This window comes from Mucilaginibacter sp. 21P (assembly GCF_019331605.1).
Classification (GTDB): Bacteria; Bacteroidota; Bacteroidia; order Sphingobacteriales; family Sphingobacteriaceae; genus Mucilaginibacter; species Mucilaginibacter achroorhodeus.
In genome coordinates this window covers 3476103-3501749 of sequence record NZ_CP063061.1, presented here as the reverse complement: position 1 = coordinate 3501749, position 25647 = coordinate 3476103, and the positions used below count along the sequence as shown (strand labels likewise).

Genomic DNA, 25647 nt, shown 5'->3' with positions numbered 1-25647 from the left:
GAGAAATGAAGTTTCTGCAAGTAAAAAGTTAACTTTTTTTAAAGTATTTCATAAGTCGTTGGCTTTCAAAACATCGCTGATAAGATCGGCCTCGTAACCACGGCCCATAGCGTATTGCTGCAGTTTGTAGCGCCTTTTAAAGGTGTCCTTCTCAAAAATGGTCGGCGCTTTCTTTTCAATAAGCCTGGTAAGTGCAGCTATATAATCATCGGCATCAATCACCAGCATAGCCTTCCTTATCAGGTTAGGTGATACCCGTTTCAATTTAAGCCCCTGCTTTATCCTAATACGGCCCCACTGTTTTTGATTGAATTTCCCCTTAACATAAGCCTTGGCAAAGCGCTCTTCATTAAGGAAGTTTTCTTCAATCAGGTAGGTTATGATCTGTTCAACAGCATCAGGCCAAAGCCCCCAGTCATATAATTTATCCCGAACCTCCTGTTGGGAACGCTCCTGGTAAGCGCAATAATGCTCCGCTTTAGCTTTCGCTATGTTTACGTTGGTGATACGTGTTTTTTTTGGAGCATCCATCAATGTCAAAATTCGTTAAAATTCTTCTCTTTACAGAAATATAAGCAATTTAGTACCATGCAAGCTACTTATCCTATTAGCGAGATAAAGCAGATCATTGACGCTACCGGTGAAATTGTTGAAGATTCACAAATAAGCCTTTTAGTGACAGATAGCCGCCGCATCAATCATCCGGGAGCAACTCTCTTTTTTGCTTTGAGCGGCAGGCGAGATGGCCATGAGTTTATATCCGAAGCTTATACCTACGGTGTTCGTAATTTCGTAGTCACCCGCAAGCCAGACATAATTGCTACCGACGTTAATTTTCTTTTAGTTAACGATGTTTTGACGGCTTTGCAAAAACTTGCTGCTCATCATCGCAGGCAATTTAGTTTCGATGTAATAGGTATAACCGGTAGTAATGGCAAAACGATTGTTAAAGAATGGCTTTATCAACTGATGTGCCCGGAGCATAACATTGTACGTAACCCTAAAAGCTATAACTCACAGATTGGTGTACCGTTGTCAGTTTGGCAGATGGGAGAAGGCAATGATCTCGGTATTTTCGAAGCCGGGATATCGTCTATAGGAGAGATGCCGCGCTTACAAGCTATAATACAACCTACTATAGGTATATTAACACACATGGGCACTGCGCATGATGAGGGCTTTGAATCCCCAAGGCAGAAACTTGAAGAGAAACTGCGTTTGTTTGACGATTGCCGACAAATTATTTATCAATACGATCTGCTGATAGACTTCCCGGAACATATGCGGGGGCGCGAATGCTTTACCTGGAGCCGTAAATTTAATATCGCAAATTTGTATGTTTTCAGCGAGACAACAATATCCGGTCGCTATTATATGCGTGCTATTTACAAAGGCGAAGAAATAGAATGCCTTGTTCCGTACCGGGATGAAGCATCTGTTGAAAATGCCATTACCTGTTGGGCAACTATGCTGGCTTTAGGCTATTCGCCTGATGTTTGCGATGATCGCATAGAGCGCCTTACACCAGTAAGTATGCGCCTGGAGCTTAAACACGGTATAAACGACTGCTCGATCATTGATGATTCATACAACTCCGATATCCAATCATTGGAGATAGCTCTCAACTTTTTAAAGCAACAAAATCAGCATAACAAAAAAACGTTAATACTGTCTGATATCTATCAATCCGGTTTGCAGGAAGAGGAGCTTTACAAGCGTGTGTCGCAGTTGGTGAGTAACGCACAGGTAGATAGGTTCATCGGTGTTGGTAAGGCTTTAGGGCAATACAGATCATTCTTCGGTGAATCTCAACTGCATTTTTATGCAGACACAGCGGCTTTGTTAAACGATCTTTCGCGTTTGCATTTGCAGGAAGAAACCATCCTTATAAAAGGGGCCCGTAGTTTTGAATTTGAGAAGATAAGCCGTGCTTTGGTACAAAAAGCACATGAAACTGTTTTGGAGATAAACCTGAATACACTTTTAAACAACCTCAACTTTTACAAAGCTAAACTTGATCCCGGCGTTAAGATAATGGTGATGGTAAAAGCATTCTCATACGGTAGCGGTACTTTTGAGGTGGCTAATATATTGCAGTATAACAAGGTTGATTACCTTGCAGTGGCTTATACTGACGAGGGTATTGCCCTGCGCGAAACGGGAATAACATTGCCGATAATGGTTTTAAATCCTGAACCATTGGCATATGATAAGCTCGTAGCCAATAAATTACAGCCTGCTATTTATAGTTTTAGTTTATTGGACGAGTTTGTGAAATTTGCGCAGGAAGAAGAAATACTTAACTATCCTGTACACATCAAAATAGACACGGGAATGCACCGCGTTGGTTTTGAGGAGTATGATATAGAGACACTTTGCGACCTGCTGGAAGTGAACCCTTATATTCATGTTGAATCTGTGTATTCTCACATGGTGGCAAGTGATGCCGAGCAGCATGACCTTTTTACCTTGCATCAGATAAATACTTTCGAGAAGATCTATAAAGCAATTGAAGAGGCTTTAGGCTACACGGTTATCAAACACATTAGCAATACATCCGGCATAACGCGCTGGCCAAATGCACAATATGATATGGTACGGTTAGGTATCGGTTTATATGGCGTTGATGCAGCAGTGCCTCGTGAGAGTACTGCTTTGCAACCGATTGCTACGCTAAAAACAACGGTATCGCAAGTAAAGAAGGTGTTGGCTAATGAAACTATAAGTTACATGCGCAGTGGAAGCCTTAATGCCGATGGCAAGATCGCTACTGTGCGCATTGGCTATGCCGATGGCTATTTGCGGGCTTTCGGTAACGGTGTTGGTAAAATGCTGATAAACGGAACCTTAGTGCCCACTGTTGGGAATATCACTATGGATATGTGTATGCTTGATGTCAGCAATGTTGAGGTAAAAGAAGGAGATGAGGTAATTGTGTTTAACGAGCACCAACGCATTGAAGAATTAGCTGCACAGATAGGAACTATCCCTTACGAAATACTTACAAATATTTCGCAACGAGTAAAAAGAGTGTACTTTTACGAGTAATTTACTTGTGCTAATGACCCGTATTTTCCGCGCTTTACTTAATTATTTTGTAAAAGGCCTGTTGGTAGTTGTGCCATTGGGGGCTGCTTTTTTTCTCATCTTCTGGATAATTTCGCGCATAGATACTTCCCTTAATTTGAGCAGTGAGTTATGGGTTGACAGCAAAGGACGCCCGCTCTACATTCCGGGGCTGGGAATTTTAACAGTAATTGTAGTTGTAGTTGTTGCGGGTATATTGGTTACCAATGTTATCACAGAGCCTATTAAACGCTGGGCCGGTAGATGGCTTAACAGATTGCCACTTTTTAAATTCCTTTATTCATCCATTAAAGATCTTACTGAGGCTTTCGTGGGTGAGGAGAAGAAATTTAATGAGCCGGTTATTGTTGAGGTGAATGAATTTGGTTTAAAAAAGATAGGATTTCTTGTTCAAAAAGATCTCGCCAAAATTAATTTGCCGGGAGAGGTGGCAGTTTATTTTCCTTATTCTTATTCGTTTGCGGGGCAGGTAGTGATCATCTCTTCGGACAAAGTAAAACCTTTAGATAAAAACGCTGCCGATGTAATGAAATTCGTTATATCCGGCGGTGTAAGTGGTCTGGACTAAATGTGTGCACTGGCTTTAGGAACGGTGTGCGAGTCTTGTTTTCCTTTGAAACTTCTGTAAGCCAGTAAAATTGCAATAAACATCATTATTGCTGCTAAAAGATATGGTGCTCCCGGAAAGTAAATGGCAGCCCCTTTAGCAGTAAAGTGATGAAATATGGATGTCATCATCAGCGGGCCGATAATAGTTGTTACACTTACCAAACTTGTTAAGGCTCCCTGTAATTCACCCTGCTCATTGGCCGGTACGTGGTCTGATATAAAGCCCTGCAGGGCTGTACCACCAAGGCCGCCAAGGCAATAGGGAATCATACAGAGATACATCATCCAGCCAACGTTGATTACAGATATCATCACCAGTCCGATTCCATAAAAAGCAATGCCTGCCATGATGTTCTTTTGTAAACCAAATTTGGGTATCGTCCATCTTACCAAACCGCCTTGTATTCCGGCTATCAAAGCGCCAATAAAAATGCCCAAGGCACCTATACTGTAGGTTGTCCATTGAAATTTCTCTATTACGTAGAATGGTAGCACATGCTCTACTGCTTTTTGAGCAATGTATACAATTGTGTAAGCCGTTATCAGCGTGCTTACTGCCCGTGAATATTTTCGGAGCCTCAATAACGATCCTATCGGGTTGGCGCGTTTCCAATTAAATTCTCTCCTGTTTTTATCAGCAAGAGACTCCGGCAACACAAAGTAACCATAGGCTGCGTTGATGAGCGCTAGAGAAGCTGCAACTATAAAGGGTAACCGTATCCATACTCCACTTAAAAAGCCACCCAAACCAATACCTAAAATGAAGCCCAAACCTGTTGCTGCGCCAACTAAGCCAAAATTTGCTGCGCGCTTATCGCCACTGCTAATATCGGCAATGTAGGCGGTTGCTGTAGTGGTACTTGCACCGGCAATACCTGCTATAAAACGGCCCACAAAAAGCCACGCTATGGTTGGTGCAAAGGCCATTAGGGCATAATCGAGCCCGAAGCCTACCAGCGAAACAAGCAATACAGGCCTTCGGCCTATTTTATCGCTTAAGTTACCCAGCACAGGCGCAAAAATAAACTGCATGGTAGCATAAGTGAAGGTTAGCCAGCCGCTGTACTGGCTGGCAGTGCTTACGTCAACATGGCCAAGCTGTTCTAACAAATTAGGTAAAACAGGGATAATGATACCCAAGCCGAGCACATCTATAAAGATGGTCACAAAAATGAATCCTAATGCAGCTTTGCCGTGTTCAGCAGTTTTGGTCATGTATCTTAGTCTATGCTGCCGGTATAATAGCTTTTATCCGTGCTTTGTTTCGTTTTCTTAAAACTACGCACTGCAAGGATGGCACTCAGGAACATTAAAACTGATGCAATATAATAGGGTGCCCCTGGTAATTGCATAGGTGCATTCTTGTTAGTGAAATAGTAAAATGTGTAGGTCATGAAGCCCGGCCCGAAGATAGAGCTTAAGCTCATCAAGCTGGTTAAGCCGCCTTGTAATTCGCCTTGTTCGTTTTTGGGCACCTCGTTGCTCATTACGCCTTGCAGCGCTGGGCCGCAAATACCGCCTAAGGAATATGGTATCATAAAGGCAAACATCATCCAGCTTTTAGTTGCCATACCAAATAGCGCCATTCCGATACCGTAAAGTACCAAACCTATCCAAACGCTGCGTTCCTGACCGAGCTTTGGGATGGCCACCCTTATCAATCCACCTTGAACGGCTGCTATCAGCAAACCTATAAAGCCAAGGGAGTATCCAACAGTATCCTCATCCCATTTGAATTTCTCCATCGTGTAGAATGTCCAAACACTTTGTACTGCGTGGGCGGCAAAGTAAACGATGAACAAACAAGCTGCAAGGCCAAATATGGCCGGATATTTTTTTAATTGTATTAACGATCCTAATGGATTGGCGCGAGACAGATCAAGCTCGCGGCGATGTTCCTTATCCAATGATTCAGGCAGAATGAAGAAACCGTAAGCGGCATTTAAGAGCGCCAACGCAGCAGCAGCATAAAAGGGATAATGTGTATCCATTTTACCCAATATGCCGCCAATTACAGGCCCTATAATAAAGCCAAGGCCAAATGCAACACCTATCATACCAAAGTTTTGCGCACGTTTTTCGGGTTCGCTCACATCTGCAATGTAAGCTGATGCCGTAGTAAAGCTTGCGCCGGTAATACCCGCTATAATCCTGCCTACAAATAACAGCCAGATGGTTTTGGCAAAAGCCAGAAAAAGATAGTCGATACCAAAACCCAATAAAGAAAAAAGCAGAACCGGTCTGCGGCCATATTTATCACTAAGGTTACCAACCAACGGCGAAAACAGAAATTGCATTACGGAATACGCCATTAGTAAATATCCGGAATAACGGGTTGCATCGCTTAGCCCGCTATGGATAAGTCCCTCTATAAGCTTAGGAAAAACCGGGATGATGATGGCAAAACCTATAACATCTATCAGCAGGGTTACAAAAATGAAACTAAGCGCTGCTTGTTTCTTTTTAGGTTGTAAAATTGGCTGCATTGAAAAGTAAAGAAACGATAAATTTTCTTGTTGGCAATATTAATTATTGGATAATATTTGGATGATATTATGGTAAATATTTAAATTGACTAAAAATATAGTTACCATGAAAACTCTAAACCTGTTATTAGCGGTGCCTGGTATGTTGTTTATTCACAACTCCTTTGCACAATCATCAAAACATCTTACATTATCAGATGAAACGCCGTCTGTTGGCGAAACAATTAACCTTAGTTACAACCCTGCCGGTACATCGCTTGATGGCAAATCTGATATTAAAGCTGCGGTTTACTTTTTGGATAATAAAAAGTTCCCGGTGGCAGATGTAGATCTGAAAAAGAAAGGAAACGACCTTACAGGCAATTTTACAGTACCATCAGATGCAAAAGCGCTATTTGTGAAGTTAAGCAGCGGCACCGATGTAGATGACAACGGAGAGAACGGTTATGTTTACATGGTTTATGACAAAGCCAATAAACCTGTACAAGGTGCCAATGCTATGAAAGCCTATTTGTTAGGAAGCGGGATGGGTGGCTACTTTGCTAAAATAAAAAACAATCAGGCGGCAGCTAAAGAACTCTATAAACAAGAGTTTACGCTTTATCCGCAAAGCCAGAAAGACTTTGGAGCTGCCTATTGGGGAATGGTGGGTACGTCAAAAGATAACGCCGATAAAGCAGCGTACATAGCTAAAATGCTCGAATTATCTAAAAGCAATTTAGAAACAGATATGACGCTTGCTTACAACCTGCTTCAACGCACCCGCAAAACCAAAGAAGCTGATTCTTTAGGTAATATCATCGTTGCTAAATTCCCTAACGGAGATGTTGCTAAAACAAAAGCAGGTATGGCAGTATACAACGAGCGCGACCCGGCCAAGAAAGAGGAACTATACAAAGCCTACATTGCCAAGTATCCCGAAAGTAATGATGAAAATACTGTACAGGATAACTTCAGGCTGCAGATAGCATCTGCTTACCTTGCAGCCGGTAATGTTGCAAAGTATGATAAATGGGCCACGGAGGTGAAAAATAAATCGCAGTTAGCGGGCGCACTTAATAATACCGCCTGGAACTGGGTTGAAAAGGGCGAGCGACTTGAAGAGGCAGCTTCGTTATCTAAACAATCTTTAGATATCCTTGATGATCTTTATAAAAATGATAAAGCGCCATCCATGTACACGTCTCCTGCACAAGCCAGGGAGAACAACCGCGAAACTTACAATATGTATGCTGATACATATGCCTTTATACTGTACAAACAAGGTAAGTTCAAAGAGGCCTTAAAATACCAACAAGCTGTTTATGACGCCCGCAAAACGGAAGATGCCGAAATTAACGAGCACTATGCTTTGATATTGAATGCCAATGGCCAGTATGCTAAAGCTAAGGAAGTGATTGAAAAATCAATGATTGCCGGTAAAACCAATGTGGCTTTAAAAGAGCAATTAGCTGTTGCCTATAAAAAAGTTAAAGGCAGCGACTCCGGTTATCAGGAATATCTCGCCGGTTTAGAAAAGCAAAAAATGATGAAGGCCAAAGCCAAGTTTATTAAAGATATGATCAATACACCTGCACCTGCTTTTGCTTTAAAAGATTTTGATGGCAAGGAAGTGTCATTGGCCAGCCTTAAAGGAAAAGTTGTAGTTGTCGATTTTTGGGCAACTTGGTGCGGCCCTTGTAAAGCATCTTTCCCGGGAATGCAAATGGCGGTAAACAAATATAAAGACAATGAAAACGTGAAATTCCTATTTATTGATACCTGGGAAACTGGTGATAATTATCAACTAAACGTTCAAAAGTTTATTGCGGATAACAAATATACTTTCCATGTATTGATGGACGAAAAAGGAGAGGATGGTCGTCAATCAAAAGTAGTATCGCAGTTTAAGGTTGAGGGTATCCCCACAAAATTCATCATTGACAAAAACGGGAATATCCGTTTCAAATATGTGGGTTATTCAGGCTCGTCAGATGCTGTACTTGATGAGGTAACCAACATGGTTGATCTGGCTGCAGACCCCGAAGCAGTGTCAAATGCATCTAAGGTAACGATGCTTAAATAGTTGAGATAAAAAACAAAAAGAAAGGCGGCCCGGATTGAGTCGCCTTTCTTTTTGTTTAAAAGTTTGGTTTTAGTACGTACTTATCGTAGAAGCGGAATACATGCTCTACTGCTTCCTCCGCGGTGTCTACAACGCGGTACAAATTAAGGTCGTCTGGGCTGATGTTGTGTTCATCATTCAGCATTCGGTCTTCAACCCATTTAAACAGGCCGCCCCAATATTCTTTACCAACAAATATAATGGGGAAACGGGCAATTTTACCGGTTTGTATTAACGTCATCGCCTCAAAGGATTCATCCATGGTTCCAAAGCCACCAGGCAGGATTATAAAGCCCTGGGAGTATTTCATAAACATTACCTTACGTATAAAGAAGTAGTCAAACTCCAGTATCTTATCCCGATCGATATATTTGTTATGGAACTGTTCAAAAGGCAGCTCGATGTTTAACCCAACAGATTTACCGCCGGCCTCATACGCGCCTTTGTTACCTGCTTCCATAATACCTGGGCCACCGCCGGTTATTACGCCATAACCACGTTCGGTAAGCAGGCGGGCAGTGTCCTCTGCCAGTTTATAATACTTATTATCATTATGCGTACGTGCCGATCCAAATATGGATACGCAAGGACCTATTTTAGCCAGCTTTTCGAAGCCGTCTACAAACTCGGCCATTATTTTAAAGATCTGCCAGGAGTCGGTTACTTTAATTTCCTGCCAGTTTTTGTTCTCAAACGCTTGTCTTATTTTTTCTTCACCAGTCATGTTACAAATTTAGTATAGGCAGCTTGCAATTAACAAGGCCCGTAAATAGATAGATATTACAATAAATTTTTGTTTAAGTTTTAAAAGGAGGGGGTTAAGCAAATTCTGCTCTCAACGCTTTATCATCTTTTCTTTTCGATGTGATCCACAACCCGGCAAATGTAATTAACCCGTTTACAATTATCAGTTCGTTGTCAAACACGTAACCGCCAAGCAATTCTTTCGAATCCTTGCTCAGGAAGTAGCAAACCGCCGGAGATATCAAGCAAATAAACGGAACCAATTTATCATTCACCTGTCGTTTACTTACAAACAAACCGAAGCTGTATAAGCCAAGTAGTGGGCCATAAGTGTATGATGCCACTTTGAATATAGCGGTTACCACTGCATCATTATTTAATGCATTAAAGGCGATAATAGTAAGAAACATCAAGCCGGAAAAGGCGATATGCACCCAATGCCTTACGTTCACCATTTTTTTGCTGTTAGTATCTTTGCGTTTATTAAAGCCTAAAAAATCTACACAAAATGATGTCGTAAGCGCAGTAAGCGCCGAATCTGTAGTAGCAAATGTCGCAGCTGTTAAGCCGAGCATAAATACCATAGCCGGCACCAACCCCAGGTAATTTAGGGCAATGGTAGGGTATAAGTAATCAGTTTTGGCAACTGTTATACCGTTCTTAGCGGCATACATATAGAGCAAAGCGCCAACGCTGAGGAAGAAAATATTGATCACAACAAATACCCCAGTAAAGCTGAACATATTTTTTTGTGCTTCTTTGATATTGCTTAAACTCAGGTTTTTCTGCATCAGGTCCTGATCAAGGCCAGTCATACCTACGGTAATGAACAATCCACCCAGGAACTGCTTGCTTAGGTGAAAATGACTGCTCATAAAATCATCCAGGAAGAATATCTTTGAATAGCTACTGTTTTTGATAGCTTCAGCTGCCTGGAAAATGCTCATATCCAAGCTACGGCAAATAAAGTAAATAGATAAAAATACCGATGAAACCAGGAAAAGGGTTTGCAGACTATCGGTGATGATGATGGTTTTTAACCCACCTTTGAAGGTATATGACCATATTAGTGCTAAACATATAAGCACCGTTACGCCAAACGGCACGCCGTAACTATCGAATATAAATTTCTGCAAAACGATCACAACCAGGTACAGCCTGAAAGAGGAGCCAATGGTTCGGCTCAGCAAAAATATAGCGGCAGCCGTTTTGTAGCTCCAGGTACCTAAAGCATGTTCAATGTAGCTATAGATCGAGGTAAGCTTCATACGGTAATATAGCGGTAGTAACACCGTAGCGATGATAATAAAGCCCGCAGCATTACCTAACACAAACTGGAAATAGGAAAACTGATCGCCGCTTGGTGCGCCAACCTTACCGGGCACAGATATAAAAGTTACACCGCTTAAGGCAGTACCTATCATACCGAAAGCCACCAGGTACCATTTAGAGTTGCGGTTGGCTACAAAGAAGGTATCGTTATCTGAAGATTTACGTGATGTGAAATATGATATAACCATCAGCACTAAAAAGTAGCCGATAATGAATGACAGTAATATTCCGGGTGACATAATTTAGTTTTACGTTACGCCCTAAAGTAGGGGTTTACAATTGGCAATGCAAAATAATATGTGTACAGTATAGCAAAAAAGATACTTTTGCAAGCAGTTATTTAGCTTTAACGATATTACGGACATGAACCGACTTAACCAGCTTTTTGCTTCGAAAAATAAACATCTGCTTTCTATTTATTATACAGCCGGTTATCCGCAATTAAATACCACGCTTGATATTGCCGAAGCGCTTGAGAAAGCAGGTGCCGATTTTTTAGAGATCGGTTTTCCATATTCTGATCCGGTTGCTGACGGTCCAACCATACAGCACAGCTCGCAAACTGCCTTGGACAATGGAATGACTTTAAATATATTGTTTCAGCAGTTGAAAGATCTGCGTAAAAGTATTAGCATACCGGTGCTTTTAATGGGTTATGTAAACCCTATTGTGCAATACGGTGTAGAACGTTTTTGCCAAGATGCAGCAGCTGCCGGCGTAGACGGCGTTATAGTACCCGACCTGCCGATGTATGAGTACGAAACCCTATACCGTAAGCATTTCGAAGACAACAACCTCAGCAATATATTCCTGGTTACCCCGCAAACCTCAGAGGAGCGTATTCGTAAGATAGATGGTTTAAGCAACAGCTTTATTTATTTGTTGTCGTCTTCATCCATCACCGGAGGTAGTTTAAAGCTAAGTGATAGCATTGAGGCCTATTATAAACGTATTAAAGATATGCAATTGAACAATCCGGCTATTATTGGTTTTGGTATCTCAGATAACAGGTCTTTCAGCAAGGCTTGCGAGTATGCCAATGGTGCTATATTAGGCAGTGCCTTTGTAAAACTTTTAGCAGAGGAGAATTATTTGGAAAAAATTCCTGGATTTATAAAATCTATAAAGGGATAAATTATAAGTAATCTTCCAGAACACCTTTTCCTTCCCGGATGATCTCAAAGTCACCCGATGTGCAGTCAACCACGGTTGACGGTATGTTCTCACCATAACCGCCATCGATCACGATATCAACCAGGTCTTGATATTTTTCATAGATCAATTCCGGGTCAGTAGAATATTCCATTATCTCATCATCATCGTGGATAGATGTAGATAGGATAGGGTTGCCTAATACCTTTACAATGCAGCGGGCGATATTATTATCCGGTACGCGTATACCAACTGTTTTTTTGTTAGAGCTAAGCAGTTTAGGCACAGCATGGCTTGCATTAAAAATAAAAGTAAATGGACCTGGTAAGGCTTTCTTTAACAGCCTAAAAGTGGTGTTATCTATCGGTTTAATATAATCAGAAATGTGGCTAAGATCATAGCAGATAAATGAGAAGTTGGCTTTTTCGGGTTTGATGTTCCTGATGCGGGCAACCTTCTCAATAGCCTTCTGATTGGTAATATCGCACCCTATCCCATAAACGGTATCAGTAGGGTAGATGATTATGCCACCTTTACGCAGCACATCTGCAACCTGTTCAATAGCGCGTTCGTTAGGATTTTCAGGATAGATCTTTAAAAGCATAACTATAAAGCAAATATAACTATCAAAGGTTTTAACAAGAGAAAGCCATCCGCTTTTACGAATGGCTTTCTGTGAATATTTACGGTAGACTAATCTCCAATTAACTAATCACTAATTAACCAACTCAGGCTTGCTTAGCAAATTGGATGCTGGCGATCAATTTAATGTCTTCACCAACTACTACCGATCCTGCTTCGGTGATACCATCCCAGGTAAGGCCAAATTCTTTGCGGTTGATTTTGCCTGTTACGTCAAAGCCTGCTTTATTATTGCCGTAAAAATCGGTAGCAACGCCACCGTGTTCTACATCAAGAGTAACCGGTTTGGTAACGCCTTTTATAGTTAGATCGCCTTTTAATTGATAATCATCTCCATCTTTTGTAAAAGAAGTTGATTTGAAGCTGATCTTAGGGTGAGAGGCAGCATCAAAGAAATCAGCACCCTTTAAGTGTTCATCACGCTGGGTTTGGTTAGTGTCAATACTGTCAACATTTAAAGAAAACTCAACTTTCGCATCTGTAAAGTCGTCGTTCTCGGTTTCTAATGAACCTTCAAATGTTTTGAAAGAACCTGTTACCGTAGATATTACAAGGTGTTTAACTTTAAACTGAACCTCTGAGTGCATTGGATCTAATACCCATTTTGTTGTAGTCATGATTGTAATTATTTGTTGTGTGTGACAAATATAGAAATTAAATGTTTAAACATCTATTTTGTTTTTGATCTAATGACGCTAAACAGACAATGATGTCAATGTTTAAACGGTAGGGCGGCCACGATGTTTTCCGCTACCAATCATTTAACATTTTAGTAATAAAAAAGGCCCCGAGTTTCGGAGCCTTCTAATCTATTCATAAGCAGGTAACTAATATTTAGCTACGCTAACACTTCTTTAACGCGTTCTGCAGCCTCTTTCAACAAAATAGCAGAGAATACCTGCAAGCCAGAGTTATCGATCAATTCTTTTGCTTCTTTCGCATTAGTGCCTTGTAAACGTACAATGATAGGTACAGGGATGTTACCGATTTCGTTGTAGGCATCAATAACGCCTTGTGCAACGCGGTCACAACGTACTATACCGCCAAAAATATTGATCAAAATAGCCTTAACGTTAGGGTCTGAAAGGATGATGTTAAAACCAGCCTTTACAGTTTGCGCATTTGCAGTACCACCTACGTCAAGGAAGTTAGCAGGCTCGCCACCGGCAAGTTTGATAATATCCATTGTAGCCATAGCCAAACCGGCGCCGTTAACCATGCAACCAACGTTGCCATCAAGTTTTACATAGTTAAGATTGCTTTTGCTTGCCTCAACCTCGGTTGGGTCTTCTTCAGCAGTATCACGCATGGCAGCGTAATCCGGATGGCGGTATAAAGCGTTATCATCCAGGTTAACTTTAGCATCAACTGCTAAAATTTTGTTGTCAGATGTTTTTAATACCGGGTTTATCTCAAATTGTGAAGAGTCGGTAGCATCGTAAGCTTTGTAAAGTGCAGTGATAAATTTCACCATGTCTTTAAAAGCCTCACCGCTGGTGCCCAGGTTAAACGCAATTTTACGCGCCTGGAAGCCTTGTAAACCAACTTTAGGATCTATCTCTTCTTTGAATATTTTATCAGGAGTCGAGTGTGCAACTTCTTCGATGTCCATACCACCTTCGGTAGAGTACATGATAATGTTACGGCCTTTAGCACGATCAAGCAATACGCTCATATAGTATTCTTTGGTTTCACTTTCGCCAGGATAGTAAACATCCTGTGCTACTAAAACCTTGCTTACCAATTTACCTTCTGGGCCGGTTTGAGGGGTAACCAATTGCATGCCAATGATCTGGTTGGTTAATTCTTTAACCTGATCATGATTTTTTGCCAGCTTAACACCACCACCTTTACCGCGGCCACCAGCATGTATTTGTGCTTTTACAACAACCCAGTCAGAGTTAAAGTCTTCCTTCAATTTCTGTGCGGCTGCAACTGCTTCTTCAGCTGTTTCTGCAAGTATGCCTTCCTGTACTCGTACGCCAAAGCTTTTTAAAATCGCTTTGCCCTGATATTCGTGAATGTTCATATTGTCGAAGTATTTGCGGTAAAACTACAATTTTGTTTTAAGACATCAACCTACTCCGGTTACAGTTTTGCAATATTTATTTTAATAAACAAATGGCTTTAATTGCATTTTAATAATTTATAAGCTTTACGTTATTTTCTAATCGCTAAATTCGCACATGCTAAAAGCACAAGCTATAAAGAAATCATACGGAAATCTTAATATTTTAAAAGGGGTAGACCTTGAAGTACAAAAAGGAGAAATTGTTGCCATTGTAGGTGCATCCGGTGCCGGTAAAAGTTCCTTACTCAATATTTTAGGCACACTGGATACTCCCGATAGCGGGCAACTTTTTATAGATAGCGAAGAAATAAGCAAGTATGATAACAAAACGCTTAGCGCTTTCAGAAACAAGCATATAGGCTTTATATTTCAGTTCCATCACTTATTGGTTGAGTTTAGTGCACTTGAAAATGTTTGTATTCCGGCTTTTATAGCTGGGGTTTCACGGGTTGATGCTGAGAGCAGGGCTAAAGAGCTTTTGGATATGCTTGGCCTGAAAGATCGTTATAACCATAAACCGGCAGAACTTTCTGGTGGAGAGCAGCAACGCGTTGCAGTAGCTCGGGCCTTGATCAACAAACCGGCCCTCATATTTGCTGATGAACCGTCCGGAAACCTCGATTCCCAAAATGCTTTAGAACTTCATCACTTGTTTATCAAATTAAGAGATGATTTCCAGCAAACGTTTGTGATTGTAACACACAACAAAGACCTGGCAAATATGGCAGACCGCACATTAGTAATGAAAGATGGTTCAATTGTAACTAACATTTAGTGAAAGTATTGATAACCGCCGGTACATCGGCAGAAGCATTTAAAATTAAAGGCAGTTTAATTGGGGAAGATATTCTTTTAGGAGATTACAATGAGATTCCTGCATTCACCAATATTATTAAACTTCCAAACCCAGCCAGCGACACCTACGCACACGAAATGCTCACGTTAAGCCTTGATAATTCAGTTGAATCCATTTACCTGTTAGATGATAGAGAATGGCAAGTGTTGCAAATATCAAAGCAATTGTTTAGCGAATACAATATTGAACTAATTAATGGCTGTAAATTATAACGATATCGATCCCCGCAAAAAGGCGTTTATTTTTGAGTTAGATAATGTGCTTTTCCCCGCCAAAGATTATTATTACCAGATTTATTATCTTTTTGCCAATCTTTTAGAATATACTGAATTAAATAACGCATCGAAGACAACCGAGCTGATGATTGCAACGTATAATACAAAAGGAGAGGATGCTGTTTACGATGCTTTGGTTGGCGAGTTAGATGTTGATGAAAAATATCGTAGTAAACTGGAGATCATGTTGCTTACATCAAAGCTGCCGCTTAAGTTGTTGCTGTACCAGAATATGCTTAGCTTTATGCAAGAGGTGGTAACCGACAGAAAGAAGCTTTTTGTAGTTACCAACGGCACACCTCAAATGCAGCTGAATAAAATACGCCAGGTTGAATGGCACGGTTTGGAATCTTATTTAACTTGTTATTTTGCGCAAGAAACCCGGCCTAAGCCAGACACAGATTCAATCGATCTGCTACTAAAGGAACACCATTTAGAGAGGCGGGACCTGTTAATGATCACTGGATCAAACACAGATATATTATGCGCAGAGGCAAGCGGAATCGACTATTTGTCGGCTTCTGAAATTATATCTTAAATACTGATAATATACTAATAGCAAACGCGTTAACTCAAATATCATTAAATACGTATGAGGAAATTCTTTTACTTTATTGCAGCGCTAACAATAGGACTTGCATCTTGTTCCAAAAAAAATGTTAACCCGGGGGACGACACTACCGGCCCGACAAAGACCGGCTCGACACTTGATCTGATCAAGGACTCTGTGTATTTGTATGCGCAGCAAACCTATTATTGGAATACGTCATTACCAACTTACGATAAATTTAACCCACGCTCGTTCACTGGCTCAAGTGACGCTAACGCATTAAGCAAAGAAGTTGATGCATTATCGCAGTATGCCATAAACCCGAAAACGAACAAACCTTATGAGTATGATGAGGATTCTCCGGGACAAGCTAAATATTCTTTTATCGATCAGGGAGCTGTAGCAGGCTCAATAGGTGGCACCAACGGCGATTTCGGGTTTGCACCTTTTTGGCCAAGCACAAATGATCTTCGCGTAAAATATGTTTATCCGGGTTCACCAGCTGATGCGCAAGGTATCAAGCGTGGATACCAGATAATCAAGATAAATGATAAAACAGATCTTGCGGCAACCGATGCTAACGTGAGCTTCCTGATACAAGCTTATGCGTACAGCAATACCATTAACATGACGTTGAGAAGGCCGGATAACACCACTTTCGATGTGTCTTTATCTGTAGCAAATTATAATGTAAACCCGGTGATCACCAGTAAAGTATTTGATTTAGGCGGTGGTAAAAAGGTTGGTTATATGGTATTCAATAGCTTTACGCAATTAAGCAATGCCCAGCCTAAGATAGATGCAGCATTCAGTACTTTCCAGGCAGCAAATATAACAGACCTTGTTATCGACTTGCGTTATAACGGAGGCGGTGCTGTTGAAACAGCTCAATACCTAAGCAATTTAATGGCGCCAGAGTCAGCTTTTGGCACGCCGATGTTTAGCTATGTATTTAACCAAACAATGGCAACCGGCAAAGCAACTATTTTGAAAAACCAGGTTAGAAAAGATAACAGCGGAAGGTTATATAACTATTTCGACGCCTTTGATTATACCGCAGCAACTAATACAGAAAATTTTGAAAAGCAATCATTAGGTAGCTTGGCTACCTTAAATAACATTTTCTTCATAGTAACAGGTAGCACTGCATCAGCAAGCGAGTTGACGATAAACAACCTTTTGCCAAAACGTAATGTTAAACTTATTGGTAACACTACTTACGGTAAACCAGTTGGTTTCTTCGCTATGAATATTAATAAATACCAACTTTATATTCCGCAATTTGAGACTAAAAACTCGGCAGGTAACGGCGGTTATTATGCAGGTATGCAACCGGGTTCTGCAGACTATGCCGGTAAATACGCCGCGGATGACGTAAGCAAAGATTTTGGCGACCCTGATGAGCAATTACTTAAGTACGCGCTTAATTATGTTAAGCAGGGTACATTTGATGTTGCAAGTCCTAAAGTACAAAGTTTGTCTACCCAACGTTTGTTTAGTGCAGATGAGTCTCACGCGCTTGGGATCAAACTTGATGCACGTAAGTTCAAAGGCATGGTCGTAGATCACCCTCAGTCTAAAAAATAAGTGTATAAGTAAAACTAACAAAAGAGGCCGAAGATCAATCTTCGGCCTCTTTTGTTAATCAGCAAATTCGCGCAGGTCAACCGGCACAACACGGGATATACCCTGCTCAACCATAGTTACGCCGTAAACAATATCAGTACAAGCTATAGTGCGTTTATTGTGTGAAATAATGATAAACTGCGAATCAGCAGAGAACTTGCGGATGATGTTGTTAAACTTATCAATGTTTGTGTCATCAAGCGGAGCATCAACCTCGTCAAAAATACAGAAGGGTGCTGGCTTAAGCAGGTAAAGCGAAAATAGTATGGCTGTAGCTGTAAGCGTTTTTTCCCCGCCCGATAACTGGTTGATTGATAGCGGTCGCTTACCTTTAGGCCGTGCAATAATGTCTATGTCGGACTCGAGCGGATTATCGGGATTGGTAAGTGTAAGATCGCATGAGTCTTCTTCATTGAACAATGAGCGGAATACTTTTATAAAGTTCTCACGTACCAATACAAAGGCATTCATGAATTTCTCTTTGGCGGTGTCATCAATTTCCTGAATAGTGGCCAGTAACGATGCTTTGGCTTCTGCGAGATCTTTCTTCTGCGTTTGGATGAAAGTATGGCGCTCGTTCATCTCATTGTATGCCTCAACCGCCATAGGGTTAATAGCACCAAAATCATCGAGCTGGCGCTTCATTTTTTCAGTCTTCTCACGAATATCGTCTTCGTTATCGGCTTCATTTACTTCAATTTCTAACAGGTCATTGATATCGATATTGAACTCTACAGACAAACGTTCACGAAGAGCATTCAGTTCTATTTTTAGGTTATTACGCTCATCTTTAAGTTCGTTCTCTACAGCTTCCGTGCGATCCTTTTGCTGGCGAAGTTTTGTCACTTCGGCCTCGCGTTCGGTGATTAAGTTACGCCACGCGTAATATTCCTGTTCGGTTTCTGCGGTGCCTTTTTCAAGAGACTCTTTCTGTTCGTACATTTCGAGCAGGTTCTCGTCGCTATCCCCGGTTTGTTGCAGATTTTCCAATATAAACGCTTTCACTTTCTCCAGCTCGGCAGTATTTTGCCTTATGCGCGTATCCAGGTGCTCTAATTGCGTTTCGCGGTAATCAAGGTCTTTTGCTAAACCCGACACCTTATTTTGCTGTTGGTGAAAACGGATATTCTCCTGGTTGTAGGCGTTGGAACGGACAGTTACAACTTCGTTGAGTTCATTGAACAAAGCCTGTTTCTCCAGCATTAATTCATTTTGCGTTTGCTTCTGTTCTTTAAGATCTAAAAGGGTAGGGCCAAGGTTAAATATCTCATCTTTTATCCCGGCAATTTTATCTGCTATGGCTTGCTTACGATTCAGGCTATTCTCAATAAAGGCTTGGTATTGTTCCTGTTTGGTTTTAACTGTAACCAGCTCAGTGTTTAATTGATTAAGCTCAAATTGTTTCTGGCGAACCTCATTAGCCTTGCCTGATGCTTTTAAGGCTATCAGCCTGCTGTTTAATTCTTCAGACTCACTTTTTAATTTCTGTATGCGTGTTTCGGATTGTTTGATCTCTTTAAGTAGGTTATCAAGATTTTTTGCCCTGCCTATACGTTTTCCTTCAAACAAACCAACTGAGCCGCCAGCCATAGTATGGTGCGATTTATTGAATTTGCCGCTTTTTCCTATTAGTACAACGCCTTCCGGCAACGGTAATGAGTTAATATCCTGCTCGCTGTGATCATTAACGAGGTAAACATTTTTTAGCAGATTAGTGCATAGCGGTCTGTAACGTTCGTCTACCTCAACAACTGATAGTGCCGGAATAGCGGCAGAGTCTATTAAGCTGGTATCTGAGGATTGCGCGTTGGTTTCGTAATTATCAAGGATGAAAAATTGCGCCCGTCCCTTAGCGGCGTTGCTTAACAGGTTGATGGCGGCGATTGCCTCCTCATAATTATTAACCACATAGTGGTTCATAAACGATTCTAAGTAATTCTCGATCGCGACCCTGAACTCTTCTTTACAAAAAAGAATATCACTGAACAGGGTAATTGTTTTAGCCCATCCTGTAGTTTTCTTAAGAAAACGGATAGATTCCGGGAAGCCTTCCAGATTGTCAACCAAACTTTTGGTCAAATTATACTCGTTCTGTTTGGCATCCAGCTTACGGCTATTCGCAGCAATGCTTTCAGTTACCATTTTAAGCGATGCTTCGGTCTCGGTAATTTGCTCCTGTAGTTTGTTTTCCGCGTCCACAGCCAGCTCATACTCGCTTTGTAAGGTTTCAACCCTGTTTTGGAGATCGGCAACAACAGTATTGAAGTGTGAAAGTTCGGTTTCTCTATTGGTGGTATCTTCTACGTTGCGCTGGCTTTCCTGCTCAAGTGCCTGTTGTTGTATATTAAGGATGTCAACATCCTTTTCGGCTTTATAAACCTGGCTTTGCAAACGGTTGTTTACCACGTTAAGTTCATTCAGTTCGTTCCTGGCCTCAGCCTGTTGCGCTCGTAGTTCGTCAACCGCTTCTTTAAGTTCCTGCACACGCGCTGAAATGGTCTGTAGGTTTTCATCTTCCTGCAGCTTTTCCTCGTTAAGGCGCTTAATGTTGTATTGTACGTGTTTGTTTTGTGTGTTATCGCGCTCTAACTCGTCCTTTAAACGAGATTCTTTATCCTGCTGATGTTTGAGTTGCTCGTTCTTGATGCGTTTTTCGCTTTCGTACGCACGTATTTTAGCCGTGTATTCATTGCTGGCTTTTTGTTGGGCTGCAAGGTTCTTCTCCTTGGTAATGCTTTCAACCTTGCTTTTTTGGAGTTCGGCTTCCAGTGTATCTATTTGGGATACGATACCTGTCTTTTCTACTTTTTGTATTTGTTTTTTTTCCTCGATCTGGGCCAGCGAGCGACTAAAATTGGCAATCCTAAAAGAAGCCAAGGAAATACTCAGCGTTTTGTACTGCTCTTTCAAGCGATAATAACGTTCGGTTTTTTTGGCTTGGTTTTCAAGCGTTTTAAGGTTTTTCTCTATCTCAAACAAGAGATCCTCAACACGCTCAAGATCGGCCTCTGTATCTTTTAATTTGTTGAAGGTTTGTTTTTTGCGAAGCTTATATTTCGAGATACCTGAAGCTTCTTCAAATAAATTACGGCGCGATCCTTCTTTGTTGTTGATGATCTCGTCTATCATTCTTAATTCGATGATAGAGTAGGAGTCGGCACCAACACCGGTATCCATAAAAAGGTCTGTAATATCCTTTAGGCGGCACTGCACATCGTTGAGGCGATATTCACTCTCGCCACTACGGTACAATCTGCGTGTGAGCGTAACCTGCGAAAAATCAGTAGGGAGGATGTTCTTTGTATTATCAAACGTTAGTGATACCTCGGCAAGGTTAGCGGCTTTACGGGTTTTGGTACCGTTGAAAATAACGTTGTCCATCTTTTCAGACCGTAGCATACGTGTACTTTGCTCACCCAAAACCCAGCGGATAGCGTCGACAACGTTGCTTTTGCCACAACCATTGGGGCCGGCAATAGCAGTAACACCCTCATTAAAATGAATGGTGATCTTATCGCCGAAACTCTTAAACCCCTTGATTTCTAATTGAGTAAGTTGCATTAATCAGGACAAGTACTTCTAAAAAACAAAAGCTTAAGGTAACTATTTAGGGTTAAAGCTGAAAGGCGAAATCAAAATGGTTCTAAATTGATAAAAGTCCTAAACTTCGATGCTGCCGCGCAAATAAGTTACTGCTTTTCCGGCCATCATCGTTCTGTCACCGTTTAGCTCGCACCATAATTCGCCTTTACGCGGCGATATCTGATATGCATGCAGTTGATCCTTACCCAATTTACCAGCCCAATACGGTATAAGATTACAGTGCGCCGAACCGGTAACCGGGTCTTCGGGAACACCTGCAGCGGGTGCAAAGAAGCGTGATACAAAATCAACATTGTTACCAGGCGCAGTTACAATTATACCCAAAGTATCAATTTTGGCCAGCAGTGAATGATCCGGCACCATATTTCTGATCTCATCCTCTGTTTCATAAACCAGGAAGTAATCGCGGGAGCGTAGAACTTCTTTAGGTTGGGTGCTACCTAAGGCCGTTACCAAACCATCCGGCATGTCAGCTGCAAAAGGTGGTCGGGATGGGAAATCCATTGAATATTTATCACCAACGCGCGTTACCGCTAATGTACCTGCCTTAGCGGTATCAAAGTTAATGGTATCACCAACATAAACCAATTCAGTAAATAGAATATGGGCCGTGGCAAGTGTAGCATGGCCGCAAAGGTCTATCTCTAATTCAGGGGTAAACCAACGCAGTAAATAACCATTTTCGTTCCTCACAAAGAAAGCTGTTTCTGCAAGGTTATTCTCCATGGCTATCTTCTGCATTATCTCATCAGGTAGCCATTCCTGAAGTGGACATATCGCTGCGGGATTGCCACCAAACAGCTTGTCGGTAAATGCATCGGCCTGGTATATTGGTATTGTCATCGCGCTTAACGGTTAATACAGCTAAGATAGCCGTAAGTAACTAATTCCTCGTTATCGGTGATATGTTTTGTGCAACCGTTGTTTAGCAACACTACTTTGTCGCTCACTTCTAAAGTATTGTAATATTGGTGATCGGTAATAATAATTCCCTTTCGTTTTGCGCAGGCGCGTATTACAGGCTTAAATTCATCGGCCTGAATAGGAGAAATATGAGTAAAAGGCTCATCAAGTAAAATAAAATCTGCTTTGCTGTGGATGATCATCAGCATCTCCAGTTGGCGTAACTCGCCACCTGAGAGCTGGTTCGGCGTTTTACGGGCATGTAATCTATATATATTTAGAGCGGTAAAATCGTCCCAAAGAGCGTTATCAACCAACATTGGTGCAAGCTTATTGATTTTGATGTTACCGGGCAAATAACCATGCTGTGGCAAATAAGCTATACGATTATTGTGATAACCTTTATGTATAAAAATGTCATCAATACTTACATACTTGTAAGATGCTTTTAACGTTCCAAAGATGATCTGTAATAATGATGATTTACCGCTTCCATTCCTACCCAACAATCCAATTACTTCACCCTGTTTACAAGTAAGGTGTACATCTTGTAATATTTTGCGTTCATTAAATGCCAGCTGCACACTGTCGACTTTTAAAACAGATGGCTACATATTGTAAGTGTTACAGTGAAAATTATAAACACAGCGAGGTCTGTTAAGTAACCATAGCAGTACAACCGCCTTAACTGTAAGCCAGCGTTGCGATAATAGAAGTACGTTTTTGCTGATGAATAGTAATGCAAAGCTGCTGCACCTGTAAAACCAATAATTTTTGAAAAAAGTAATAAAACTGTATTGTTTATGCCGCTAAAACCTGTTAAAAGCATGCATAAAAATGTAAAGGTTATGTTATAAACAAGCAGCGTACGATAATACTGTAATGTGAGTGTGATTAGGCGTTTCATGCTGATTGCTTACAATACGTAAATCAATCAAATAAATTGTATTGCGGATTACCTCTGTTGCCGTGCTCTATCCTAATCTTATTCACTAATAAGTGCGCTTGCCTGGTTGGTTCTGGTGTGCGATAACCGCGAATGCAGTTTTTAATTACATCAACGCTTTGCTGAATACTGATATTATGTCCAGGTGAAATATAAATGGGTTTACAACGCACTTTGCTTCGTAAGGCCACACCAACCTGTTCACTATTATGATACATCGGGCTTTCGGCAAAGGGTTTATCAGCAGGCTCATTAAAATTACCGTAGAGCCTGCTTTTAGCACTGCCAATAGTAGGTATGGCAGTTATTAATCCAAAATGCGTGGCTATGCCCATACCGCGTTCATGTGCTATACCCTGGCCATCTAACACCAGCAGGTCGGGTTTGATAACGAGATTATTCCAGGCATTAAAGAGTGCGGGCACTTCTCTGAAAGCCAGCAGTCCGGATATGTAAGGAAAAGTTGTGTGCGCTATTGCAGTTGCTGTGCTTATAATTTTCAATTCGGGATACGTAAAAACCACAATACCGGCATATAAAACTTCTGAATTTTTGTTGAACGATACATCAGCACCCGCAATGGTACGGATAGGCGACGTCAGTTCCTTAATGCTGATCTGTTTACGCAACTCTTGCTGATGAGCAATTGCTTCGGCTGGAGTGAAATGCTCGTAACCGCTTGGGTCTTCCATTTCAATTTAACATAAAAAAGCCTCCGCTTGTTTAAGGGAGGCTTTTTTATGTTAACCTAAGTATGATTTTAATATCTTGCTTCGCGATGTATGCCTTAAGCGTTGTAAAGCTTTATCTTTTATCTGGCGAACCCGTTCACGGGTAAGGTTGAATTTCTCACCTATCTCTTCAAGAGATAATGGATGGTTAGAACCTAAACCAAAAAACAGTACAATTATCTCGCGCTCGCGCTCTGTTAAAGTAGATAAAGAGCGTTTGATCTCTTCTGACAACGATTCGTTGATCAGGATAGAGTCGGTATTTGGCTCCTGGTTTTCCAATACATCTAACAGTGTATTTTCTTCACCCTGTACAAATGGCGCATCCATAGATACGTGACGGCCGCTATTACTTAACGTATCAGATATTTTATCAACGGTAGTCTCTAATATATCGGCCAGTTCTTCTGGTGACGGCTCGCGCTCATATTCCTGCTCTAATTTAGAGAAGGCTTTACTGATCTTGCTTAACGAACCAACCTGGTTCAATGGCAAACGTACGATACGGCTTTGCTCAGCAATAGCTTGTAATATGGACTGGCGTATCCACCATACAGCGTAGGAAATGAATTTGAAGCCTTTAGTTTCGTCAAAGCGTTTTGCAGCTTTAATTAAGCCTAAGTTACCTTCATTAATAAGGTCGCCCAGGGTAAGTCCCTGGTTTTGATATTGTTTAGCTACCGATACCACAAAACGAAGGTTTGTTTTGGTTAAACGTTCTAATGCGGCCTGGTCGCCTTCTCTAATTTTCTGTGCTAAGATTACTTCTTCTTCGGCAGTTATCAGGTCAACTTTACCAATTTCGTGTAAGTATTTGTCAAGGGATTGTGACTCACGATTGGTAATTGATTGAGTTATTTTGAGTTGTCTCATCTATTTAATTAGCCTCGATTCTTTGATTTAGAATTGAACGTGCAAAAGTACGCATTTGTTTGTTAAAAAACCAGTTTTACTACAAGAAAACCAGTATTTTACCCTAAAATGAGAAAGTATTTTAGTATGTTGAATTTGGAATAATTTTTGTGGTTAACAAGATATCCTCGTTATTTCGGTTTATAGGCACAAGTTACAAATCTTTAAGCATAAAGGTATCTTTCAACTTAATTCCTTTTTCGGTTTGCTGCAAAGTGCAGCATTCATTTACAGGGTCGTGCTCTAAATACAATATATATTCATTGTCCACAGCTTCTTTCCAATAATGTTTTCGCTCATCAAGTGTCTTCATCGGGAACATATCGTATGCCATTACGTATGGGAGTGGTATATGCCCTACAGATGGAAGCAGATCTGCCATATATAAGATTTGTTTTCCTTTGTAGCTTATCTGTGGCAACATCATGGCATCAGTATGTCCATAAGCGAAACGTATCTTTACATCGTTGTTGAAAGTTACACAATCCTGTGCTTCAATAAACTTTAGCTGTCCGCTTTCCTTTATTGGCAAAATATTCTCTTTAAGAAATGATGCTTTTTCACGATCATTTGGATTAACCGCCCATTCCCAATGCTGTGCGTTACTCCAGTAAGTGGCATTTTTAAAAGCAGGAGTGAGGTTGTCATTTATACGCTCCACAGCACCACCAACGTGGTCAAAATGCAGGTGAGTTAAGATCACATCTGTTATGTCATTCCGGTTAAAACCTTTGGTTGCTAACGAACTGTCCATTGTATCTTCGCCATGCAGATAATAGTGGCTAAAGAACTTTTCGTCCTGTTTATTGCCTATACCGGTATCTATCAATATCAGTCTGTCTCCGTCCTCAACTAATAGACAACGCATGGCCCAGGTGCACAGGTTCTTATCGTCGGCAGGGTTAGTTTTCTGCCAAAGAGATTTTGGTACTACGCCAAACATCGCGCCGCCATCCAATTTAAAAAAACCGGTATCTATAGTATGTAGTTTCATAGCGTACCAATTATAGGAAAAAAT

Annotated in this window: 22 protein-coding genes; 8 read left to right on the top strand and 14 right to left on the bottom strand. The window is 41.0% G+C overall.

Going from position 1 to position 25647, the window contains the following annotated elements:
- Positions 1 to 48: 48 nt before the first annotated feature.
- On the bottom strand, positions 49 to 531 hold the full coding sequence (locus tag INP83_RS15585) for a regulatory protein RecX (RefSeq protein ID WP_219124996.1): 483 nt from the start codon (positions 529 to 531) through the stop codon (positions 49 to 51).
- Positions 532 to 588: 57 nt separating this feature from the next.
- On the opposite strand from INP83_RS15585, the gene INP83_RS15580 reads away from it, so the two are divergent.
- Both INP83_RS15580 and INP83_RS15575 read left to right on the top strand, forming a co-directional pair.
- Positions 589 to 3048, top strand: a complete 2460-nt coding sequence (locus tag INP83_RS15580; protein ID WP_219124995.1) for a bifunctional UDP-N-acetylmuramoyl-tripeptide:D-alanyl-D-alanine ligase/alanine racemase — start codon at positions 589 to 591, stop codon at positions 3046 to 3048.
- A gap of 13 nt (positions 3049 to 3061) precedes the next feature.
- On the top strand, positions 3062 to 3655 hold the full coding sequence (locus INP83_RS15575) for a DUF502 domain-containing protein (protein WP_219124994.1): 594 nt from the start codon (positions 3062 to 3064) through the stop codon (positions 3653 to 3655).
- Here the strand turns inward: INP83_RS15575 and INP83_RS15570 are convergent.
- Together INP83_RS15570 and INP83_RS15565 are read right to left on the bottom strand one after the other, a co-directional pair.
- Positions 3652 to 4911: a TCR/Tet family MFS transporter gene (locus INP83_RS15570; RefSeq protein ID WP_219124993.1), complete on the bottom strand. Its 1260-nt coding sequence runs from the start codon at positions 4909 to 4911 to the stop codon at positions 3652 to 3654. The two genes, INP83_RS15575 and INP83_RS15570, sit on opposite strands and share 4 nt — an antisense overlap.
- Positions 4912 to 4916: 5 nt before the next feature.
- The gene (locus INP83_RS15565) at positions 4917 to 6182 is read right to left on the bottom strand and encodes a TCR/Tet family MFS transporter (RefSeq protein WP_219124992.1); all 1266 of its coding nucleotides are present in this window, start codon (positions 6180 to 6182) and stop codon (positions 4917 to 4919) included.
- 106 nt (positions 6183 to 6288) lie between these two features.
- On the opposite strand from INP83_RS15565, the gene INP83_RS15560 reads away from it, so the two are divergent.
- Positions 6289 to 8247 (top strand): redoxin domain-containing protein, encoded by a 1959-nt coding sequence (locus INP83_RS15560; RefSeq protein ID WP_219124991.1) that lies wholly within the window; start codon positions 6289 to 6291, stop codon positions 8245 to 8247.
- A 55-nt stretch (positions 8248 to 8302) separates the two neighbouring features.
- Here the strand turns inward: INP83_RS15560 and INP83_RS15555 are convergent, their stop codons facing one another.
- Complete coding sequence (locus INP83_RS15555) at positions 8303 to 9010, bottom strand: TIGR00730 family Rossman fold protein (protein WP_219124990.1); 708 nt, start codon at positions 9008 to 9010, stop codon at positions 8303 to 8305.
- A gap of 94 nt (positions 9011 to 9104) precedes the next feature.
- Entirely contained in the window at positions 9105 to 10601 is a 1497-nt protein-coding gene (locus tag INP83_RS15550) for a sodium:solute symporter (RefSeq protein WP_219124989.1), read from the bottom strand.
- A 124-nt stretch (positions 10602 to 10725) separates the two neighbouring features.
- On the opposite strand from INP83_RS15550, the gene trpA reads away from it, so the two are divergent.
- Positions 10726 to 11496: a tryptophan synthase subunit alpha gene (trpA, locus tag INP83_RS15545; RefSeq protein WP_146271049.1), complete on the top strand. Its 771-nt coding sequence runs from the start codon at positions 10726 to 10728 to the stop codon at positions 11494 to 11496.
- A gap of 1 nt (position 11497) precedes the next feature.
- On the opposite strand, the gene INP83_RS15540 is transcribed toward trpA, so the two are convergent.
- The 3 genes from INP83_RS15540 to sucC form a co-directional block, all read right to left on the bottom strand.
- Complete coding sequence (locus INP83_RS15540; protein WP_146271051.1) at positions 11498 to 12118, bottom strand: L-threonylcarbamoyladenylate synthase; 621 nt, start codon at positions 12116 to 12118, stop codon at positions 11498 to 11500.
- Between the two features lie 124 nt (positions 12119 to 12242).
- Positions 12243 to 12773, bottom strand: a complete 531-nt coding sequence (locus INP83_RS15535; RefSeq protein ID WP_219124988.1) for a YceI family protein — start codon at positions 12771 to 12773, stop codon at positions 12243 to 12245.
- A gap of 221 nt (positions 12774 to 12994) precedes the next feature.
- Positions 12995 to 14185 carry an ADP-forming succinate--CoA ligase subunit beta gene (gene sucC, locus INP83_RS15530; RefSeq protein WP_146271055.1) on the bottom strand — a complete coding sequence of 397 codons (1191 nt, stop codon included), beginning with the start codon at positions 14183 to 14185 and terminating at the stop codon, positions 12995 to 12997.
- Positions 14186 to 14342: 157 nt separating this feature from the next.
- On the opposite strand from sucC, the gene INP83_RS15525 reads away from it, so the two are divergent.
- From INP83_RS15525 to INP83_RS15510, 4 genes are read left to right on the top strand one after another with little or no spacing between them, the layout of a single operon-like run.
- Positions 14343 to 15002 carry an ABC transporter ATP-binding protein gene (locus INP83_RS15525; RefSeq protein WP_219124987.1) on the top strand — a complete coding sequence of 220 codons (660 nt, stop codon included), beginning with the start codon at positions 14343 to 14345 and terminating at the stop codon, positions 15000 to 15002.
- Entirely contained in the window at positions 15002 to 15295 is a 294-nt protein-coding gene (locus INP83_RS15520) for a hypothetical protein (protein ID WP_219124986.1), read from the top strand. The genes INP83_RS15525 and INP83_RS15520 overlap by 1 nt, the downstream gene beginning before the upstream one ends.
- Positions 15279 to 15896, top strand: a complete 618-nt coding sequence (locus INP83_RS15515; protein WP_219124985.1) for an HAD hydrolase-like protein — start codon at positions 15279 to 15281, stop codon at positions 15894 to 15896. The genes INP83_RS15520 and INP83_RS15515 overlap by 17 nt, the downstream gene beginning before the upstream one ends.
- Before the next feature lie 54 nt (positions 15897 to 15950).
- Positions 15951 to 17495: a S41 family peptidase gene (locus INP83_RS15510; protein WP_219124984.1), complete on the top strand. Its 1545-nt coding sequence runs from the start codon at positions 15951 to 15953 to the stop codon at positions 17493 to 17495.
- Between the two features lie 54 nt (positions 17496 to 17549).
- On the opposite strand, the gene smc is transcribed toward INP83_RS15510, so the two are convergent.
- The 6 genes from smc to INP83_RS15480 form a co-directional block, all read right to left on the bottom strand.
- Positions 17550 to 21095: a chromosome segregation protein SMC gene (smc, locus tag INP83_RS15505; protein WP_219124983.1), complete on the bottom strand. Its 3546-nt coding sequence runs from the start codon at positions 21093 to 21095 to the stop codon at positions 17550 to 17552.
- Between the two features lie 99 nt (positions 21096 to 21194).
- Positions 21195 to 21980, bottom strand: coding sequence for a PhzF family phenazine biosynthesis protein (locus tag INP83_RS15500; RefSeq protein ID WP_219124982.1), 786 nt, complete (start codon positions 21978 to 21980; stop codon positions 21195 to 21197).
- A gap of 5 nt (positions 21981 to 21985) precedes the next feature.
- Positions 21986 to 22624 (bottom strand): ATP-binding cassette domain-containing protein, encoded by a 639-nt coding sequence (locus tag INP83_RS15495; RefSeq protein ID WP_219124981.1) that lies wholly within the window; start codon positions 22622 to 22624, stop codon positions 21986 to 21988.
- A gap of 346 nt (positions 22625 to 22970) precedes the next feature.
- Positions 22971 to 23678, bottom strand: coding sequence for a deoxyribonuclease V (gene nfi / locus INP83_RS15490; protein WP_219124980.1), 708 nt, complete (start codon positions 23676 to 23678; stop codon positions 22971 to 22973).
- Between the two features lie 51 nt (positions 23679 to 23729).
- Entirely contained in the window at positions 23730 to 24590 is an 861-nt protein-coding gene (locus INP83_RS15485) for an RNA polymerase sigma factor RpoD/SigA (protein WP_078348167.1), read from the bottom strand.
- Positions 24591 to 24783: 193 nt separating this feature from the next.
- Positions 24784 to 25623, bottom strand: coding sequence for an MBL fold metallo-hydrolase (locus INP83_RS15480; protein WP_219124979.1), 840 nt, complete (start codon positions 25621 to 25623; stop codon positions 24784 to 24786).
- Between the last annotated feature and the right edge of the window lie 24 nt (positions 25624 to 25647).

Excerpts from the sequence above, each read along its gene's own strand:
- INP83_RS15570 (WP_219124993.1), bottom strand. The coding sequence starts at position 4,911 with ATGACCAAAACTGCTGAACACGGCAAAGCTGCATTAGGATTCATTTTT.
- INP83_RS15485 (WP_078348167.1), bottom strand. The coding sequence starts at position 24,590 with ATGAGACAACTCAAAATAACTCAATCAATTACCAATCGTGAGTCACAA.
- INP83_RS15550 (WP_219124989.1), bottom strand. The coding sequence starts at position 10,601 with ATGTCACCCGGAATATTACTGTCATTCATTATCGGCTACTTTTTAGTG.
- INP83_RS15555 (WP_219124990.1), bottom strand. The coding sequence starts at position 9,010 with ATGACTGGTGAAGAAAAAATAAGACAAGCGTTTGAGAACAAAAACTGG.
- INP83_RS15580 (WP_219124995.1), top strand. The coding sequence starts at position 589 with ATGCAAGCTACTTATCCTATTAGCGAGATAAAGCAGATCATTGACGCT.
- INP83_RS15480 (WP_219124979.1), bottom strand. The coding sequence starts at position 25,623 with ATGAAACTACATACTATAGATACCGGTTTTTTTAAATTGGATGGCGGC.
- INP83_RS15585 (WP_219124996.1), bottom strand. The coding sequence starts at position 531 with ATGGATGCTCCAAAAAAAACACGTATCACCAACGTAAACATAGCGAAA.
- smc (WP_219124983.1), bottom strand. The coding sequence starts at position 21,095 with ATGCAACTTACTCAATTAGAAATCAAGGGGTTTAAGAGTTTCGGCGAT.
- INP83_RS15510 (WP_219124984.1), top strand. The coding sequence starts at position 15,951 with ATGAGGAAATTCTTTTACTTTATTGCAGCGCTAACAATAGGACTTGCA.
- INP83_RS15560 (WP_219124991.1), top strand. The coding sequence starts at position 6,289 with ATGAAAACTCTAAACCTGTTATTAGCGGTGCCTGGTATGTTGTTTATT.
- INP83_RS15540 (WP_146271051.1), bottom strand. The coding sequence starts at position 12,118 with ATGCTTTTAAAGATCTATCCTGAAAATCCTAACGAACGCGCTATTGAA.
- nfi (WP_219124980.1), bottom strand. The coding sequence starts at position 23,678 with ATGGAAGACCCAAGCGGTTACGAGCATTTCACTCCAGCCGAAGCAATT.
- INP83_RS15565 (WP_219124992.1), bottom strand. The coding sequence starts at position 6,182 with ATGCAGCCAATTTTACAACCTAAAAAGAAACAAGCAGCGCTTAGTTTC.
- INP83_RS15515 (WP_219124985.1), top strand. The coding sequence starts at position 15,279 with ATGGCTGTAAATTATAACGATATCGATCCCCGCAAAAAGGCGTTTATT.
- INP83_RS15525 (WP_219124987.1), top strand. The coding sequence starts at position 14,343 with ATGCTAAAAGCACAAGCTATAAAGAAATCATACGGAAATCTTAATATT.
- INP83_RS15500 (WP_219124982.1), bottom strand. The coding sequence starts at position 21,980 with ATGACAATACCAATATACCAGGCCGATGCATTTACCGACAAGCTGTTT.
- INP83_RS15535 (WP_219124988.1), bottom strand. The coding sequence starts at position 12,773 with ATGACTACAACAAAATGGGTATTAGATCCAATGCACTCAGAGGTTCAG.
- trpA (WP_146271049.1), top strand. The coding sequence starts at position 10,726 with ATGAACCGACTTAACCAGCTTTTTGCTTCGAAAAATAAACATCTGCTT.
- INP83_RS15575 (WP_219124994.1), top strand. The coding sequence starts at position 3,062 with ATGACCCGTATTTTCCGCGCTTTACTTAATTATTTTGTAAAAGGCCTG.
- sucC (WP_146271055.1), bottom strand. The coding sequence starts at position 14,185 with ATGAACATTCACGAATATCAGGGCAAAGCGATTTTAAAAAGCTTTGGC.